Annotated in this window: 13 protein-coding genes; 3 read left to right on the forward strand and 10 right to left on the reverse strand. The window is 55.7% G+C overall.

Annotated features, from left to right (window positions below):
* Positions 1 to 5: 5 nt before the first annotated feature.
* The gene (gene cysI, locus ACERY3_RS18975) at positions 6 to 1,718 is read right to left on the reverse strand and encodes an assimilatory sulfite reductase (NADPH) hemoprotein subunit (protein WP_023309000.1); all 1,713 of its coding nucleotides are present in this window, start codon (positions 1,716 to 1,718) and stop codon (positions 6 to 8) included.
* Complete coding sequence (cysJ, locus tag ACERY3_RS18980; protein ID WP_232938785.1) at positions 1,718 to 3,523, reverse strand: NADPH-dependent assimilatory sulfite reductase flavoprotein subunit; 1,806 nt, start codon at positions 3,521 to 3,523, stop codon at positions 1,718 to 1,720. The genes cysI and cysJ overlap by 1 nt, the downstream gene beginning before the upstream one ends.
* Before the next feature lie 306 nt (positions 3,524 to 3,829).
* Between cysJ and queD the strand changes: the two genes are divergently transcribed.
* Positions 3,830 to 4,192, forward strand: coding sequence for a 6-carboxytetrahydropterin synthase QueD (gene queD, locus ACERY3_RS18985; protein ID WP_023309002.1), 363 nt, complete (start codon positions 3,830 to 3,832; stop codon positions 4,190 to 4,192).
* A 28-nt stretch (positions 4,193 to 4,220) separates the two neighbouring features.
* Here the strand turns inward: queD and queE are convergent, their stop codons facing one another.
* From queE to ACERY3_RS19000, 3 genes are read right to left on the reverse strand one after another with little or no spacing between them, the layout of a single operon-like run.
* Positions 4,221 to 4,892 carry a 7-carboxy-7-deazaguanine synthase QueE gene (queE, locus tag ACERY3_RS18990; RefSeq protein WP_023333236.1) on the reverse strand — a complete coding sequence of 224 codons (672 nt, stop codon included), beginning with the start codon at positions 4,890 to 4,892 and terminating at the stop codon, positions 4,221 to 4,223.
* Positions 4,893 to 4,946: 54 nt separating this feature from the next.
* Positions 4,947 to 5,654, reverse strand: a complete 708-nt coding sequence (locus ACERY3_RS18995; RefSeq protein ID WP_064673513.1) for an N-acetylmannosamine-6-phosphate 2-epimerase — start codon at positions 5,652 to 5,654, stop codon at positions 4,947 to 4,949.
* Positions 5,654 to 7,213, reverse strand: coding sequence for a PTS transporter subunit EIIC (locus tag ACERY3_RS19000; RefSeq protein ID WP_048976048.1), 1,560 nt, complete (start codon positions 7,211 to 7,213; stop codon positions 5,654 to 5,656). The genes ACERY3_RS18995 and ACERY3_RS19000 overlap by 1 nt, the downstream gene beginning before the upstream one ends.
* 166 nt (positions 7,214 to 7,379) lie before the next feature.
* Here ACERY3_RS19000 and ACERY3_RS19005 point away from each other — a divergent pair, with 166 nt between their 5' ends.
* Together ACERY3_RS19005 and ACERY3_RS19010 are read left to right on the forward strand one after the other, a co-directional pair.
* A complete protein-coding gene (locus ACERY3_RS19005; RefSeq protein WP_048979251.1) occupies positions 7,380 to 8,204 on the forward strand; it encodes a MurR/RpiR family transcriptional regulator in 825 nt (274 codons plus the stop codon).
* 358 nt (positions 8,205 to 8,562) lie between these two features.
* Positions 8,563 to 9,672, forward strand: coding sequence for an SDR family oxidoreductase (locus ACERY3_RS19010; protein WP_182071554.1), 1,110 nt, complete (start codon positions 8,563 to 8,565; stop codon positions 9,670 to 9,672).
* A gap of 53 nt (positions 9,673 to 9,725) precedes the next feature.
* Here ACERY3_RS19010 and eno read toward each other — a convergent pair whose 3' ends face one another.
* The 5 genes from eno to rlmD all read right to left on the reverse strand — a co-directional run bounded on the left by eno (position 9,726) and on the right by rlmD (position 17,407).
* The gene (eno, locus tag ACERY3_RS19015; protein WP_023309012.1) at positions 9,726 to 11,024 is read right to left on the reverse strand and encodes a phosphopyruvate hydratase; all 1,299 of its coding nucleotides are present in this window, start codon (positions 11,022 to 11,024) and stop codon (positions 9,726 to 9,728) included.
* An 81-nt stretch (positions 11,025 to 11,105) separates the two neighbouring features.
* Complete coding sequence (pyrG, locus tag ACERY3_RS19020) at positions 11,106 to 12,743, reverse strand: glutamine hydrolyzing CTP synthase (RefSeq protein WP_023309013.1); 1,638 nt, start codon at positions 12,741 to 12,743, stop codon at positions 11,106 to 11,108.
* A gap of 223 nt (positions 12,744 to 12,966) precedes the next feature.
* Positions 12,967 to 13,758: a nucleoside triphosphate pyrophosphohydrolase gene (mazG, locus tag ACERY3_RS19025; protein WP_039263346.1), complete on the reverse strand. Its 792-nt coding sequence runs from the start codon at positions 13,756 to 13,758 to the stop codon at positions 12,967 to 12,969.
* A 67-nt stretch (positions 13,759 to 13,825) separates the two neighbouring features.
* The gene (gene relA / locus ACERY3_RS19030) at positions 13,826 to 16,057 is read right to left on the reverse strand and encodes a GTP diphosphokinase (protein WP_029741552.1); all 2,232 of its coding nucleotides are present in this window, start codon (positions 16,055 to 16,057) and stop codon (positions 13,826 to 13,828) included.
* 51 nt (positions 16,058 to 16,108) lie between these two features.
* Positions 16,109 to 17,407: a 23S rRNA (uracil(1939)-C(5))-methyltransferase RlmD gene (gene rlmD / locus ACERY3_RS19035; RefSeq protein ID WP_373226249.1), complete on the reverse strand. Its 1,299-nt coding sequence runs from the start codon at positions 17,405 to 17,407 to the stop codon at positions 16,109 to 16,111.
* Positions 17,408 to 17,441 lie beyond the last annotated feature (34 nt).

Genomic DNA, 17,441 nt, shown 5'->3' on the forward strand with positions numbered 1-17,441 from the left:
CGTGGTTACTCCCAGAAATCCCTTGCGGGATCGAGCACCGGGCGAATGATGCCCGCACGCACCGTAAAGTCGCCGAAGCCTTCACCCGCTTCGCGCTCTTTCGCCCAGCGCCCGACAAGCTCGTCGATGGAATCAAGGATTTCCGGCTCGGTAATGTTCTCGCGGAACATACGCGGAATGCGCGTGCCGATACGGTTACCGCCCAGGTGCAAGTTGTAACGACCCGGCGCTTTCCCCACCAGACCCAGTTCGGCCAGCATCGCGCGGCCGCAGCCGTTCGGGCAGCCGGTGACGCGCATAACAATATGCTCGTCCGGAATACCGTGTTTTTCCAGAATCGCCTCCACTTTGTCAGTAAATGACGGCAGGAAACGTTCCGCTTCGGCCATCGCCAGCGGGCAGGTCGGGAACGACACGCAGGCCATCGAGTTTTCACGCTGCGGCTTAACCGCATCCATTAACCCGTGGTCGCGCGCCAGCTTCTCGATCTTCGCCTTCTGGCTTTCCGGCACGCCGGCAATAATCAGATTCTGGTTAGCGGTAATGCGGAATTCGCCTTTATGGATCTTAGCAATTTCCAGCAGGCCGGTTTTCAGCGGTCGACCCGGATAATCCAGAATACGGCCGTTTTCGATAAATAGCGTCAGGTGCCATTTATTATCGATACCTTTCACCCAGCCAATGCGATCGCCGCGACCGGTGAATTCGTAAGGGCGGATCGGCTCAAATTTGATGCCCGCACGACGCTCCACTTCCTCTTTGAACGTCTCAACGCCCACGCGCTCCAGGGTGTATTTGGTTTTCGCGTTTTTACGGTCGGTACGGTTGCCCCAGTCGCGCTGCGTGGTCACTACCGCTTCCGCCACGGCCAGCGTGTGCTCCAGCGGCAGGAAGCCGAACTCGCTCGCGGTGCGGGCGTAGGTTTTCTTATTACCGTGTTCAATGGACAGGCCGCCGCCCACCAGCAGGTTAAAGCCAATCAGCTTGCCGTTTTCGGCAATCGCCACGAAGTTCATGTCGTTGGCGTGCAGGTCGATATCGTTCTGCGGTGGGATCACGACCGTGGTTTTAAACTTACGCGGCAGATAGGTCTGGCCAAGGATCGGTTCTTCGTCCGTGGTCGCGACTTTTTCCTGATCGAGCCAAATCTCCGCATAGGCGCGGGTGCGCGGCAGCAGGTGCTCAGAGATCTTCTTCGCCCACTCATAGGCTTCGGCGTGCAGCTCGGACTCATACGGGTTCGAGGTGCAAAGCACGTTACGGTTCATGTCGTTGGCGGTCGCCAGCGCGTCCAGCCCGACCGAGTGCAGCATCTGATGCACCGGCTTCACGTTCTTCTTCAGAATACCGTGGAACTGGAAGGTCTGACGGTTGGTCAGGCGGATGCTGCCATAAATCGTGTTTTCACCGGCAAACTTGTCGATGGCCTGCCACTGTTTGGTGGTGATCACCCCGCCCGGCAGGCGGCAGCGCAGCAGCATCGCATGGCGCGGCTCCAGCTTCTGTTCGGCACGCTCGGCGCGGATGTCGCGATCGTCCTGCTGGTACATGCCGTGGAAGCGGATCAGCAGGAAGTTGTCGCCTTTGAAGCCGCCGGTGAGACCGTCATTCAGATCTTCAGCAATGGTGCCGCGCAGATAGTTGCTTTCCAGCTTCATGCGCTCGGCGTCTGTCAGTTTACCTTCGACCACCAGTGGCCCTGGATGTTTTTCGCTCATTAGTAGACATCTCGCTGATAACGGCGCTCAACGCGCAGCTCACTTAAAAATTCATCCGCCGTTTCGGCATCCATACCGCCGAATTCGGCAATCACTTCCAGCAGTGCCTGCTCAACGTCCTTCGCCATGCGATTGGCGTCGCCGCAGACATAAATGTGGGCACCGTCATTGATCCAGCGCCACAGCTCTGCGCCCTGTTCGCGCAGTTTATCTTGTACGTATACTTTTTCTTTCTGGTCGCGGGACCAGGCCAGATCGATGCGGGTCAGTACGCCTTCTTTCACATAGCGCTGCCACTCAACCTGGTAGAGGAAATCCTCGGTAAAGTGCGGGTTGCCGAAGAACAGCCAGTTTTTACCCGGCGCTTCATCTGCCGCGCGCTGCTGCATGAAGGCGCGGAACGGCGCAATGCCGGTGCCTGGGCCAATCATGATGACCGGCGTTTCCGGGTTCGCCGGCAGGCGGAAGTTGTCGTTGTGCTCAATAAAGACGCGCACTTCGCCCTCTTCTTCCACGCGATCCGCCAGGAAGCTTGATGCCCCACCCGCACGGGCGCGGCCTTCGATGTCGTAGCGCACCACGCCGACGGTAATATGCACTTCACTCTCCACTTCGGCCTGCGAAGAGGCGATGGAGTACAGGCGCGGCGTCAGCGGTCGCAGCAGGCCGATCAGCGCATCGGCATCCAGCTGAGCCGGAGAGAAACGCACCATATCGACAATTGGCGTCGTCGCGGCGTAATGCTGCAGCTTCGCCTTGTCGCCCACCAGCGGCAGCAGGGATTCGCTGCGCGTTAAGGTGGCATAATTTTCGACGATATTCGGGGTGTTCACCGTCAGCTCGAAATGCCACTGCAGCGCCTCTGCAAGCGGCTGGATTTTGCCGTCAACGGTGACGGGCTCGTCACCCTTCAGCCACAGCAGCTCAACCAGCTCTTTCACCAGAGCCGGATCGTTCTGATACCAGATACCCAGCGCGTCGCCCGGCTGATAGCGCAGGCCAGAGTCGCCGAGATCGATCTCGATATGGCGCACGTCTTTTTCCGAATCGCGGCCGGTGATTTTCTGGTTCACCGACAGGCTCGCCGTCAGCGGCGCCTCTTTGGTGTACGGGCTGGTGTGGATGTCGTTGACGGCACCCGTCGCGGTGAACGCGGCCTGCGCCGACGTCTCTTTCGGCACGCGCGCTTTCAGCACCTCAACGATGCGCGCACGCCATTCGGCGGCGGCGGTCTGGTATTCAACATCCGCGTCAACGCGGTCCAGCAGGCGCTCCGCGCCCAGCTCCGCCAGCCTGCTGTCGAAGTCTTTACCGGACTGGCAGAAGAATTCATACGAGGTATCGCCAAGGCCAAATACGGCAAACGCCGTGCCATCCAGCTTCGGCGCTTTTTTCGAGAACAGGAACTTATGCAGGGCCACCGCTTCTTCAGCAGGTTCACCTTCACCCTGCGTAGAGGCGACCACCACCAGCAGTTTTTCTGACGCGATTTGCTTAAATTTATAATCCCCGGCGTTGACCAGGTTCACGTTCAGTTTGGCGGCCAGCAGGTCGTCACGCAGCGCTTCGGCCACGCGGCGCGCATTGCCCGTCTGCGAGGCGGAAATCAGGGTAATGGCCGGAATTTCAACGGCCGTTACCGGTGCACCCGCCACAGCGCCAGGCTGCTGATTGAGCATTCCCCAGAAATAACCGGAGACCCAGGCAAGCTGAGTGGGAGAAAAATCAGAGGTGGCAGCCTGAAGGCGCGCCAGTTGCTCCGGGTTCAGGGGAAGCAAATTTGAAGGTGGGGCCTGTGTTGTCATGCGTCGTTATGTTCCAGTAGCCAAGCGGACTTTAAGCGAATAAATCCAAACTGAAGATAAGGTTAACGGCGAGGATAATAACAATTAAAGAAGGGATGGAAATAATAAATAACCAAATGGACTAACCTGTTTTAGTTGTCATACTTAGCGATAAAACCGATTAATTAACCCTCTGAAAATTATCGATAAAAGCATCAAAAAACGCCTGTTAACGAGACGCCAGGCTTCAGAGCCGTTTTAGTTAATGCTAAAAATTGTGCTTTCCGGTACTATGCGGCGGTTTTTTCCGCATTACTGAGAGCGATCATGTCCACCACACTGTTTAAAGATTTCACCTTCGAAGCCGCCCACCACCTTCCGCATGTCCCTGAAGGGCATAAATGCGGCCGTCTGCACGGGCATTCGTTCATGGTGCGTCTTGAGATCACCGGTGAAGTTGATCCGCATACCGGTTGGATCATGGATTTTGCCGAACTGAAGGCGGCGTTTAAGCCGACCTACGATCGTCTGGATCATTACTACCTGAATGATATCCCGGGCCTTGAAAACCCGACCAGCGAAGTGCTGGCGAAATGGATTTGGGATCAGATGAAGCCGCTGGTACCGCTGCTGAGCGCGGTGATGATTAAAGAGACCTGTACCGCCGGCTGTATCTATCGCGGGGAGTAAAAAAAGCCCGGCTAAACCGGGCTTTTTTTTAGGCAATATTCAGGTATTTGTGCGTCTGCATCGACAGGCGCCAGTTGCGCGCAATACAGGTTTCAATGCACAGGCGCGTCGCGTCGTCTTTCTGGCTGATCGGCTGTAGCGCAATGACGCGCTGCTTTTCATCCGTCAGCGTTGCCAGCAGTTCATCCAGCGCTTCGATATCACGCACGCGCCCAACCGGGTGCTTAATCTCATCCGCGCGTTCCAGCGCCTGAGACAGCACGTCATACCCGCCGCGCATATTCACTTTTGGCGATACCGTCACCCAGGTGGTGTGTGAACAGCGCACTTCATGGGTGCCGCTGGTTTCAATCTGGCAGCTGTAGCCGTTCTTTTCGAGCAGCTCGGTCAGCGGCGTCAGATCGTGGATGCAGGGTTCACCGCCGGTGATCACGACGTGGCGCGCCGTCCAGCCCTGACGACCAATAATGGCCAGCAGATCTTCTGAACTGCCCGCGCCCCACTTATCGCTCTCTTTGGTTTTCGCCAGAATGCTAAACAGCGACACTTCCCGATCTGCGAGCTTATCCCACGTATGTTTGGTATCACACCAGGCACAGCCAACCGGGCATCCCTGTAAACGAATGAAAATAGCGGGAACGCCGGTAAAGTAACCCTCGCCTTGCAGGGTCTGGAACATCTCGTTAATCGGGTACTGCATAGTCATCTCAGTAAAGGGGATAAACGATAAGTATCGCAGATCCCCGCCTGATGGTCATGCTCCATCGGTGCTTTGCGCGCCAATCGCCGCCATAAAACGCTCGGTAATTTGCTGTGGACGGGTGATGGCGCCGCCGACGACGACCGTATGCGCGCCCAGCGCCAGGCATCTGGCCGCGCGTTCAGGCGTATCCACGTTGCCTTCGGCAACCACGGGAACCGTCACGGCAGCCAGCACGCCCTTCAGGAACGCGCAGTCGTTCTCCGGAAGCGAATGGCCCGCCGTTTCCGCCGTATAGCCGTAAAGCGTGGTGCCGACACAGTCAAAGCCAAGCGCCTGTGCCGTCACGGCTTCGCCCACGGTGGAAATATCCGCCATCAGCAGTACCGCGGGATAGCGCGAGCGGATGCGCGCGACCAGCGTTTCCAGGGATTCTCCACCGGGACGCTCCCGCGCCGTCGCATCAAGCGCAATGATTTCCGGAGAGACGGTCATGAGCTCATCCACCTCTTTCATCGTGGCGGTGATAAACACCTCGCTTTCCGGGTAATCCCGTTTGATGATGCCGATAACAGGCAAAGAGACCTGCTGCTTAATGGCCTCGATATCCACCACGCTGTTGGCACGAATGGCAGCGGCTCCGCCCTGCGCCGCCGCCAGCGCCATCCGCGACATAATAAACGGGCTATGCAGCGGTTCATTTTCCAGCGCCTGACAGGAGACGACCAGTTTTCCCTTCAGGTTATCCAGTACAGTTTTCATTACGATAAGATCTCTTCCACTTCGTTTTTGATAATCGTGACGTGCGGGCCATAAATGACCTGAACCCCGTTACCGCGCACGATAACGCCGCGCGCGCCGGTGGCTCTCAGCGCCGCGTCATTCACTTTGCTGCCGTCTTTCACCGTGACGCGAAGCCGCGTGGCGCAGCAGTCCACCTCTTCCAGATTGTCTTTTCCGCCTAACCCCGCGATCACCGCAACGGCGCGCTCGCTCTGCGAGAAGGTCACCTCACTGGCCATCGCCTCCTTTTCCCGACCCGGCGTGGCAAAATCAAAACGGTTAATCAGATAGCGGAAGGTGAAGTAGTAAAGGAAGAACCACGGCACGCCCACCAGCGGAACGAACATCCAGTTGGTTTTGGCCTCTCCCTGCAAAATGCCGAACAGCACGAAGTCAATAAAACCGCCGGAGAAGGTTTGCCCGATGGTGATATGCAGCATGTGCGCGAGCATGAACGCCAGCCCGTCAAACAGCGCATGAATGACGTAAAGCACCGGTGCAATGAACAGGAATGAGAACTCGATAGGCTCGGTAATCCCGGTCAGGAACGAGGTTAGCGCCGCAGAGAGCAGCAGCCCGGCAACGCGCTTTTTGTTCTCCGGTTTTGCCGTGTGGTACATCGCCAGACACGCGCCGAGCAGGCCAAACATCATCGTAATAAAGCGCCCGGACATGAAGCGCGACGTGCCCTCATAGAAATGCTGCGTGTTCGGGTCGGCCAGCTGGGCGAAGAAGATCCGCTGTGTGCCCTCGACGAGGTGACCGTTAACAATCTCACTGCCGCCGAGCGCGGTGGTCCAGAACGGCAGATAGAAGATGTGGTGCAAACCAAACGGGCCCAGCATGCGTAAAATAAAGCCGTACAGCAGGGTGCCCAGATAGCCGGTGGCATCCACCAGCCCGCCGAGACCAAAAATCAGCTTCTGGAAATGCGGCCAGACCACGGTCATGAGCGCGCCGACGAGTATCGCCGCCAGCGAGCTGATGATGGGAACAAAGCGCGAGCCGCCAAAGAACCCGAGGAACTGCGGAAGCGCAATTTTATTAAACCGATGATGGAGCGTGCAGGTCACCAGACCAATCACCACGCCGCCAAACACGCCGGTTTCCAGCGTCTGGATCCCCAGCGTCATGCCCTGCCCAACTGCACCCGGATTCTCATGCGCCAGTTTGCCGGTGAGGATCAGCAGCGCGTTGATGGTGGCATTCATCACCAGAAACGCGAGCAGCGCCGCCAGCCCAGCCGTGCCCTTATCGCTTTTTGCCAACCCGACGGCTACCCCAACCGCAAACAGCACCGAGAGGTTCGCAAACACGATTGAACCTGCGCTGCTCATGATGGTGAAAATAGCCTGAAGCCAGCCCACATCTAAAAACGGATAAGCCGCCAGCGTATTGGGATTCGATAACGCGCCGCCTATCCCCAGCAGCAGGCCCGCCGCGGGCAGCACGGCGATAGGCAACATAAAGGATTTACCAAAGCGCTGCGCTTTTTCAAACCATCCCCCCGAAGAAGCGCCACTGAACATTTGCATCATTTTTTTCATCTCCCCGTTAAACGATGAAAATTTTTACCATATAAATATATCACAGTGAAAATTATCATCAAAAACCAGGAAGCCGATCATACTTTTTCAAAATGACTGGCATCTTTCCCCTCCTTTCCGCCACACTAGTCGCAGCGAAACACATTAAGGACGTGGCATGTCGGACCATGAAAATCTGCTGCTGAAGCTCCGCCAGGAGGCTTCCGGGTACAGCCCAACGCAACAAAAACTCGGTGAGTTTGTCCTCAGCGATCCTGCCCGGGTGCTCTACCTGACGATCACTGAACTGGCGCGCGAGAGCCGCACCAGCGAAGCCAGCGTCACGCGCCTTTGCCGGACGCTGGGCTGCAAGGGCTATAACGAATTTAAAATGGCGCTTGCGCTGGATATTCAGCAGGGCCAGCCCGCGCGTCAGGCGGGGGATGAGATTGATAACGTCGTGGATGAGTCGGTGCAGGCTTTGCAGGATACCGCCAGACTCCTCGATCGCGCGCTGCTTGAAAAGGCGGCGCTGGCGCTGCACCAGGCGCAATCCGTGCAGATTTATGGCGTCGCGGCCAGCGCGATCCTCGGCGAGTATCTGCATTACAAGCTGCTGCGGCTGGGCAAACCCGCACAGCTGTTTAGCGATATGCACCGCGCGGCCATGAATGCGACAACGCTTTCGAAAGATACGCTGGTTGTGGCCATCTCCAGTTCGGGTTCAACGCGGGATTTACTCCACGTGGTGAAGCTTGCCCGCAAGCGCGGCGTTAAGGTTCTGGCACTCAGCAATACGCCCCGCAGCCCGCTGGCCTCTCTGAGCGACATCCAGCTGGTTGCCGCCAAACCAGAAGGCCCTCTAAGTGCAGGCGCGCTCAATGCGAAGGTTGGAGTCATGCTGCTGGTCGAGCTGCTGACCACATCCATGATTGCGCTGGATGGTCATTACGGCGACGTTAGCCAGCAAACAGCCAGCGCCACGCTTCCCCTTTTGCTCTGAAAATCATTCGCAGGCTAAATAAATCGGCCTGCGATTTATGTTGTCTGATTTGAGTTAAGGGGTATTTAAAACATTTATTGAATAAATGTTTGGTGTAACAAATTATTATATTTATTACATTTTGAATTACGTTCACCATTCGGCACAGACTTCATAAAAACATTTAAATTCAATTAGTTAAAATTTAAATCTTAATAGAGTGAATTTTTACCCTTGCGATAATGTCCAATATCTCCACCTGATTTCCTTTCCTTAAAATAAGCTTAAGACGCCATTGATTTCGGCGTTTTATTATTTAAATGCCGTTTACTTTTGCACGCCTACAATCCGCCTCATCAATCATAATGAGACGGTATTAATGAAGATGTTATTGATTACAGGCGTGACCGGATTTCTGGGTGGTGCAGTTCTTGAAAAAATCCTGACCAGCGATCAACCCGCAAAACTCCTTTTGCTTGCGCGCGCCAGCGATCCGCAGAGCGGGCTGGATCGCGTGCTGGAGAACATGCGCAAGTTCAACGTTCCCGAGGACAAACTGGCCTCACTGGGCGTGGATAATATCCTGATTGGCGACCTCAGCCAGCCGGATGCCTTCCTGAACGATCCCCGTCTGGATCGGGTCACGCACGTGATTAACTGTGCGGCCGTGGCCTCATTTGGTAATAACCCGCTGATCTGGAAGGTCAACGTTGAAGGTACGCTCGCGCTGGCGCGCCGTATGGAGCAGGTTACAGGACTGCAGCGTTTCCTCCACGTCGGCACCGCAATGTCATGCACGCCGGAGCAGGATTCACTGGTCGCCGAAAGCGCTGAATTCAGAGAGAATGCTGAACACCTGGTGGAATACACGTTTTCGAAGTCAACCATCGAACAGCTGATGCGCCAGGAGTGCCCTAACCTGCCGCTGCTCATCGCCCGTCCGTCCATCGTTGTCGGCCATACCCGTCACGGCTGCACGCCGTCGAGCAGCATTTTCTGGGTCTTTAGCATGGGCCTGATGCTGCAGAAGTTTATGTGCTCAATGGAAGACCGGATTGACGTTGTTCCGGTGGATTATTGCGCCGACGCGATGTTAATGCTGCTCAACAGCAATGCTCGTCCGGGAGAAGTGGTACACATTTCTGCGGGAGAAGAGAACAGCGTTCGCTTTGCGGATATCGATCAGGCAATGGCGCAGGCGCTGGAGAAAGCCCCCGTCGGGGATAAATATGCGCAGGTCAGCTACGAAACGCTGGTCAGAATGCGCCGCGAGCTGAAACATATTTTTGGGCCGTGCAACGAACGTCTGATGCTGAAAGCCATGCGTTTATACGGTGCATTTGCCACGCTTAACGTGCGCTTCAGCAACGATAAACTGCTGAGCATGGGGATGCCGAAGCCGCCCCGGTTTACGGATTACATCGCCCGCTGCGTGCAAACCACCCAGGGGCTGACCATTCCGGAGCAAATGGCGGTCGATTTTAAATAGCCAAAAAAAATGCCAGTCATTCGACTGGCATTTTCGTTTTAAGGCTTAAGCAATTATGCCTGGCCTTTGATCTCTTTCAGACCGTTGTATGGTGCTTTTTCGCCCAGCGCTTCTTCGATACGAATCAGCTGGTTGTATTTAGCAACACGGTCAGAACGGCTCATAGAACCGGTTTTGATCTGGCCTGCAGCGGTACCTACAGCCAGGTCGGCAATGGTAGCGTCTTCAGTTTCGCCAGAACGGTGAGAGATAACAGCGGTGTAGCCAGCGTCTTTCGCCATTTTGATCGCAGCCAGAGTTTCGGTCAGAGAACCGATCTGGTTGAATTTGATCAGGATGGAGTTAACGATGCCTTTCTCGATGCCTTCTTTCAGGATCTTGGTGTTGGTTACGAACAGGTCGTCACCAACCAGCTGGATTTTGTCGCCCAGTACTTTAGTCTGGTATGCGAAGCCAGCCCAGTCAGACTCGTCCAGACCGTCTTCGATAGACACGATTGGGTACTGTTTGGTCAGGTCTTCCAGGAAGTGAGTGAACTCTTCGGAGGTGAACGCTTTGTTGCCTTCGCCAGCCAGAACGTATTTACCGTCTTTGTAGAATTCAGATGCTGCACAGTCCATCGCCAGGGTGATGTCTTTGCCCAGCTCGTAGCCAGCAGCTTTAACTGCTTCTGCGATAACGGCCAGCGCTTCTGCGTTAGAACCCAGGTTTGGCGCATAGCCACCTTCGTCACCAACAGCAGTGTTCATACCTTTAGCTTTCAGAACTTTAGCCAGGTTGTGGAACACTTCAGAACCCATACGTACCGCTTCTTTCAGGGATTTCGCGCCAACTGGCTGAATCATGAATTCCTGAATATCAACGTTGTTGTCTGCGTGCTCACCACCGTTGATGATGTTCATCATTGGTACAGGCATGGAGTATTTGCCTGGGGTGCCGTTCAGTTCAGCGATGTGCTCGAACAGTGGCATACCTTTCGCAGCAGCAGCCGCTTTGGCGTTCGCCAGAGAAACAGCCAGGATTGCGTTCGCACCGAAGTTAGATTTGTTTTCAGTACCGTCCAGATCGATCATGATCTTGTCGATGCCAGCCTGGTCTTTGGCGTCTTTGCCAAGGATTGCCTGAGCAATAGGACCGTTTACAGCGCCAACCGCTTTCAGTACGCCTTTGCCCAGGAAGCGGGATTTGTCGCCATCGCGCAGTTCCAGCGCTTCGCGAGAACCAGTAGAAGCACCTGATGGAGCAGCAGCCATACCAACGAAACCACCTTCCAGGTGAACTTCGGCTTCAACGGTCGGGTTACCACGGGAGTCGATGATTTCACGACCGATGACTTTAACGATTTTGGACATTAGATTTTCCTCAGTACAAGTTAAACTAAAACTCCAGACAAACAACGCGTACCAAAGGTACGCGTTGCCGTTCTAACTTTTTTACTTCGCCTGACGCTTCTGGTAGTCGCTGGCGGCCTTCACGAAGCCTGCAAACAGCGGATGCCCGTCACGTGGCGTTGAAGTAAATTCCGGGTGGAACTGGCAGGCGACAAACCACGGATGGTTTGGCACTTCAATGATCTCGACTAACTGATCATCCCCGGAGCGGCCCGCAACACGCAGGCCCGCGGCTTCAATAGGTTTCAACAACATGTTGTTGACTTCATAGCGGTGACGATGGCGCTCGGTGATGACCGGCTCGCCGTACAGCTTGCGAACCACGCTATCGTCAGACAGCTGGCAGGCCTGTGCGCCAAGACGCATGGTGCCACCCAGATCGCTCTTCTCGGTACGGACTTCGACGTTACCTTCTTCGTCACGCCATTCAGTGATAAGCGCCACAACAGGGTACTTACAGTCTGGCACAAATTCCGTAGAGTTCGCGTTTTCCATTCCCGCTACGTTGCGCGCAAATTCGATCAGCGCAACCTGCATACCCAGACAGATGCCGAGGTATGGAATATTGTTTTCACGCGCATAGCGCGCGGTGGCGATCTTGCCTTCTACACCACGGTAGCCAAAGCCGCCAGGGATGAGGATAGCATCCAGATCTTTCAGGATTTCAACGCCACGCGTTTCAACATCCTGCGAATCAATCAGCTTGATGTTCACGGAAACACGGTTCTTCAGACCACCGTGTTTCAGCGCTTCGATCACTGACTTATAGGCATCCGGCAGTTCAATGTATTTGCCGACCATACCGATAGTCACTTCGCCTGCCGGGTTGGCTTCTTCATAAATAACCTGTTCCCATTCAGACAGGTTCGCTTCCGGACAGTTCAAGCTGAATCGTTTACAAATATAATCGTCCAGGCCCTGCGATTTCAACAGGCCCGGGATTTTATAAATGGAATCGACATCTTTCATTGAAATAACGGCTTTTTCAGGCACGTTACAGAACAATGCAATTTTCGCACGTTCGTTCGCCGGAACCGCACGATCGGAGCGGCAAACCAGGATATCTGGCTGAATACCAATGGAGAGCAGCTCTTTCACAGAGTGCTGAGTCGGCTTGGTTTTCACTTCACCTGCGGCGGCCATGTACGGCACCAGGGTCAGGTGCATGAACAGCGCGTGCTCACGGCCAATATCTACCGCCAGCTGACGAATCGCTTCCAGGAATGGCAGGGATTCGATATCACCCACGGTACCGCCGATTTCAACCAGCACCACGTCGTGGCCTTCGCCACCCGCAACAATGCGTTCTTTGATTGCGTTAGTGATGTGCGGGATAACCTGAACGGTTGCACCCAGATAGTCACCACGGCGCTCTTTACGCAGAACGTCGGAGTAGATGCGGCCAGTCGTGAAGTTATTACGACGGGTCATTTTGGTGCGGATGAAACGCTCGTAGTGGCCAAGATCCAGATCGGTTTCAGCGCCGTCTTCAGTAACGAACACTTCCCCGTGTTGGATTGGGCTCATGGTGCCCGGATCGACGTTGATGTACGGATCCAGTTTCATCATGGTCACATTGAGGCCACGGGCTTCAAGAATGGCTGCGAGGGAGGCTGCGGCAATGCCTTTACCCAGAGAGGATACGACCCCGCCGGTCACAAAAATATAGTTCGTTGTCATGCTGAACCTGAGAAGTTAGGGTGAAACGATGGAATAACCAGGACGGGAAAGTAGTATACCCGAACACGGCGAGCGCCACAAACTTTCATTCTCCGTCTCCATTCCAGGCCATGACAAACATAAGGAGTGAGAAAATAGCCCCTTTTGGGTAAATGTTTTTGACGCAAATCAAGCGCTTGTCATTTAAAAAATCACACAAATTGCGCTTGATCGCAAAATCTCGTTAGAGATCAGATTCCTGGCGCTTTACTTCCTGCCAGACTTCTTCCATTGCCTCGAGGTCAATTCCGCTCATTTCCAGGCCTCGCGAGGCGACAATCCGCTCAACTTCGCGAAAGCGTCGTTCGAATTTTAGGTTGGCTTTTTGCAGGGCGGTTTCCGCTTTTACACCCAGATGGCGAGAAAGGTTGACGGTCGCGAACAGCAGGTCGCCCATCTCTTCCTCAAGCTTTGCTTCATCCACCACCGCCTGCTGCGCTTCGTGCATAACTTCATCAATCTCTTCGTGCACTTTATCCAGCACCGGGCCGAGGGAGGTCCAGTCAAAACCGACGGCGGAGCAGCGTTTCTGGATTTTATGCGCGCGCATCAGCGCGGGCAGGCTCAGCGGAATATCATCCAGCGCCGAGTGCTGGGATTTTTCAGCCCGCTCGGCGCTTTTGATCTGCTCCCAGCGGGCCAGCACCTCAGCGCTGTTCTCTGCGGTGGCATCGCCGAAGATATGGGGATGACGGCGCTCAAGCTTGTCGCTGATGGCAGCGCAGATATCGTCAAAGTTAAAGCGCCCCTCTTCCTGCGCCATTTGCGCATAGAACACCACCTGGAACAGCAGATCGCCCAGCTCGCCGCGCAGGTCGTCAAAATCTTCGCGGGAAATGGCGTCCAGCACCTCGTAGGTCTCTTCGAGGGTATAAGGCGCGATGGTGGCGAAAGTCTGCTCTTTGTCCCACGGGCAGCCGTTTTCCGGGTCGCGCAGGCGTTTCATGATGCCGAGCAGGCGGTCGATTTGAGTCATAGTGTTTTCCATTAAAAAAACAAGCCGGGTGGCGGCAAAGCCTTACCCGGCCTACAGGAGAGTGTGTTTAACCGCCGTGCAGACGACGCGCGTCAATCACATCCGGCACCTGGTTCAGTTTACCGAGCACGCGGCCCAGCACCTGCAGGTTGTAGATTTCGATGGTCATATCGATGGTGGCAAGCTGCTCGCGGGTATCGCTGCGGCTGGCGACCCCCAGCACGTTGACCTTCTCGTTGGCGAGAATGGTCGTGATGTCGCGCAGCAGGCCGCTGCGGTCGTTGGCAGTGACGCGCACCACCAGCGAGTAGCCGGCAGAATAGCTCTCACCCCAGACCGCTTCCACGATGCGCTCCGGCGCATGCGACTGCAGCTCGGCAAGCTGGTCACAGTCGGAACGGTGAATGGAAATCCCACGCCCCTGGGTGATAAAGCCGACGATATCGTCGCCCGGAATAGGCTGGCAGCAGCGGGCAATGTGGTGCATCAGGTTACCTACGCCTTCAACCACCACGCGGCCGTTGTCTTTGCTGCGCTGCTGCGGGGCGTAGGTTTTCTGCTGCAGCTGCTTCAGCGCCGCCGCGTCCTGCTCTGCCGCGCTTGGCTTATTGAACTGCGCCTGCAGGAAGTTCACCATCTGATTCAGACGGATATCACCGCCGCCAATGGCCGCTAGCAGCTCGTCAAGCTCGTTGAAGTTGTAGCGCGGCAGCAGGAATTTCTCCGCCTCTTTCAGGCTTATCCCGATATGCTCCAGCTCGTCGTCGAGGATCTGGCGACCGGCAAGAATGTTCTTGTCACGATCCTGTTTACGGAACCAGGCGTGAATTTTCGAGCGCCCGCGGCTGGTGGTGACGTAGCCCAGGTTCGGGTTAAGCCAGTCACGGCTCGGGTTGGGCTGCTTCTGGGTAATGATTTCAATCTGGTCCCCCATCTGCAGTTGATAGGTGAACGGTACGATACGTCCGCCAATTTTCGCCCCGATGCAGCGGTGCCCCACATCGCTGTGGATGTGGTAGGCAAAATCGAGCGGCGTAGAGCCCGCAGGCAGGTCGACAACGTCCCCTTTTGGGGTAAAGACGTACACCCGATCGTCAAAGACCTGGCTGCGCACTTCGTCGAGCATCTCGCCGGAGTCGGCCATCTCTTCCTGCCACGCAATCAGCTTGCGCAGCCAGGCAATGCGGTCTTCGTGGCCAGAACGCGCTCCGCCGGACGTGCCTTCTTTGTATTTCCAGTGCGCGGCCACGCCCAGCTCGGCGTCCTCGTGCATCTGTTTGGTGCGGATCTGAATCTCGACCGTTTTGCCGCCAGGGCCAAGCACAACGGTATGGATAGACTGATAGCCGTTCGGTTTGGGGTTGGCGACATAGTCATCGAACTCATCGGGCAGATGACGGAAGTGAGTGTGTACTATCCCCAGCGCGGCGTAGCAGTCCTGCAGACGCTCCGCCACGATACGCACGGCGCGCACGTCAAACAGCTCGTCAAAGGCGAGGTGCTTCTTCTGCATTTTGCGCCAGATGCTGTAGATATGCTTAGGCCGGCCGTAGACTTCGGCGCGCACGTTCTCTTCTTTCATCGCCTGGCGCAGGCCGCCGACAAATTCCTCGATATAATGCTCGCGGTCGATACGGCGCTCGTGCAGGAGTTTGGCAATACGTTTATATTCCGCCGGGTGCAGATAGCGGAAGCAGTAATCTTCCAGCTCCCATTTCAGCTGACCAATCCCTAAGCGGTTCGCCAGCGGCGCGTAGATATTTGTACACTCTTTGGCCGCCAGTACGCGCTCGTCTTCCGGCGCATCCTTCACCTCACGCAGGTGGGCAATCCGCTCGGCAAGCTTGATAACCACGCAGCGGAAGTCATCCACCATGGCCAGCAGCATCCGGCGTACGTTATCGACCTGCTCAGAGGAGACGGAATCGGTGTGCGCGGCTTTGAGCTGGCGAATGGCCGCCATATCGCGCACGCCGTGGATCAGCTCGACGACGGATTTCCCGACGCTGTCGCGCAGCACGTCTTCGCTGACCACGTCCGCATCCGCTAGGGGGAAGAGAAGCGCGGCCTGCAGCGTTTCAATATCCATGTTCAGCATGGATAAGATTTCCACCATCTCCACGCCGCGCCACAGGAGAAGATCGGCGTCGGGATGCCCCTGCGTGGTGCGCAGACAATAGGCCCAGGTTTCGGTTAAGCGTTCACACGACTGCTGGCTGGAAATTCCCAGACTTGCGATCCATTTTTGTGGGTCAAATTCCCCAGCTTTATTGAGATGTGCACTTCTTACCGCAACCATTGTCCTCTCCTTTAGGGACCTGGGCCTGTCGAAGTCGACAAGCCAAACAAATTAGATGTGCTCGAACAACACCATCGATTCCAGATGTCCAGTGTGCGGGAACATGTCCAGCATTGCCAGACGCTGAATCTGGTAACCCGCGCTGATTAATGCCTCACTGTCCCGGGCAAGCGTTGCCGGGTTACAGGAAACATAGACCACACGCTTCGGCGCGAGTTTAATAATATGTGCCATCACACCCGGGGCACCGGCACGCGCCGGGTCGAGCAAAATTTTATCAAAGCCCTGTTTTGCCCACGGCTGTTGGGTGACATCTTCCTCAAGATTTTGATGAAAGAATGTCACATTTTGCAAGCCGTTCTGCTGCGCGTTCTCCTGCCCTTTAGCCACCAGCGCCTCAACGCCTTCCACGCCGACGACGCTGGCCGCTTTTCGCGCCAGCGGCAGCGTGAAGTTGCCCATTCCGCAGAACAGATCGAGCACCCGATCGCTTTTCTGAACATCCAGCCACGTCAGCGCTTTCTCAACCATCAGTTGGTTAACGCCGTCATTCACCTGAATGAAATCCCGCGGGCTGAACGTTAAGCGTAGCCCGTTTGACGCATACCAGGGCGCCTCACCGGTAACCTGCTCAAGTATCTCGCTTTGTGGTGCAAGGAAAAGCGCCAGGTCGTGGGAATGCGAAAAGCGTTCCAGTTTTTCGCGATCTTTTTTCGACAGCGGCGCGGTATGGCGCAGCACCATCAGCGGTCCATTGTTGGCCATGACCAGTTCGACATGCCCGAGGTGGCGAACGCCGTCCAGCCCGGAGAGACAGGTGCGCACCTCCGGAAGCAATGCCTCAAGATGGGGCGCCAAAATGGGGCACTGCTGCACATCGACGATGTCACTGGAACCGGCCTTGCGAAACCCCATCTCCAGCCGCGCCGTTTTTGGCTGATAGCTGAGGCTCAGGCGCGCGCGTCGCCGATAGCCCCAGGGCGCATCGGCGAGAATTTCGTTAACGTCATGTTTAAGCTGACGCGCCAGCGCGCGGCTTTTGCTTTTTTGCTGTAATTCTGTGCTCGCATGCTGTTGCTGGCAGCCCCCGCAAACGCCAAAATGTGGGCATCGCGGCTTCACGCGCTCCGGGCTATCGTTGAGGCGACGCTTAACCTGTCCGCGCGCGAACTGGCGTTTATCTTCCGTCAGCGTAATTTCTGCTCGTTCTGTCGGCAGTAAACCTGTTATAAACAGAGCCTTACCGTTGTGACGTGCCACTCCCTGACCAAACGGATCGAGGTCCGTGGCTTCAACAGTAATGATTTGACGCGTCGTCACGCGTCGCTTTGCAGAGTAGAATTGCGCCATCGCCGAGATTTTTCTCACATAAACATAATTATCT

The organism is Enterobacter cloacae complex sp. ESBL7 (genome assembly GCF_041679625.1).
GTDB classification, from domain to species: domain Bacteria; phylum Pseudomonadota; class Gammaproteobacteria; order Enterobacterales; family Enterobacteriaceae; genus Enterobacter; species Enterobacter asburiae_B.

What these genes read in the sequence shown, in the direction of transcription:
- rlmD (WP_373226249.1), bottom strand. Translation starts at nt 17,407, where the DNA reads ATGGCGCAATTCTACTCTGCAAAGCGACGCGTGACGACGCGTCAAATC.
- relA (WP_029741552.1), bottom strand. Translation starts at nt 16,057, where the DNA reads ATGGTTGCGGTAAGAAGTGCACATCTCAATAAAGCTGGGGAATTTGAC.
- eno (WP_023309012.1), bottom strand. Translation starts at nt 11,024, where the DNA reads ATGTCCAAAATCGTTAAAGTCATCGGTCGTGAAATCATCGACTCCCGT.
- ACERY3_RS19000 (WP_048976048.1), bottom strand. Translation starts at nt 7,213, where the DNA reads ATGATGCAAATGTTCAGTGGCGCTTCTTCGGGGGGATGGTTTGAAAAA.
- cysI (WP_023309000.1), bottom strand. Translation starts at nt 1,718, where the DNA reads ATGAGCGAAAAACATCCAGGGCCACTGGTGGTCGAAGGTAAACTGACA.
- ACERY3_RS19005 (WP_048979251.1), top strand. Translation starts at nt 7,380, where the DNA reads ATGTCGGACCATGAAAATCTGCTGCTGAAGCTCCGCCAGGAGGCTTCC.
- queE (WP_023333236.1), bottom strand. Translation starts at nt 4,892, where the DNA reads ATGCAGTACCCGATTAACGAGATGTTCCAGACCCTGCAAGGCGAGGGT.
- cysJ (WP_232938785.1), bottom strand. Translation starts at nt 3,523, where the DNA reads ATGACAACACAGGCCCCACCTTCAAATTTGCTTCCCCTGAACCCGGAG.
- ACERY3_RS18995 (WP_064673513.1), bottom strand. Translation starts at nt 5,654, where the DNA reads ATGAAAACTGTACTGGATAACCTGAAGGGAAAACTGGTCGTCTCCTGT.
- pyrG (WP_023309013.1), bottom strand. Translation starts at nt 12,743, where the DNA reads ATGACAACGAACTATATTTTTGTGACCGGCGGGGTCGTATCCTCTCTG.
- mazG (WP_039263346.1), bottom strand. Translation starts at nt 13,758, where the DNA reads ATGACTCAAATCGACCGCCTGCTCGGCATCATGAAACGCCTGCGCGAC.
- ACERY3_RS19010 (WP_182071554.1), top strand. Translation starts at nt 8,563, where the DNA reads ATGAAGATGTTATTGATTACAGGCGTGACCGGATTTCTGGGTGGTGCA.
- queD (WP_023309002.1), top strand. Translation starts at nt 3,830, where the DNA reads ATGTCCACCACACTGTTTAAAGATTTCACCTTCGAAGCCGCCCACCAC.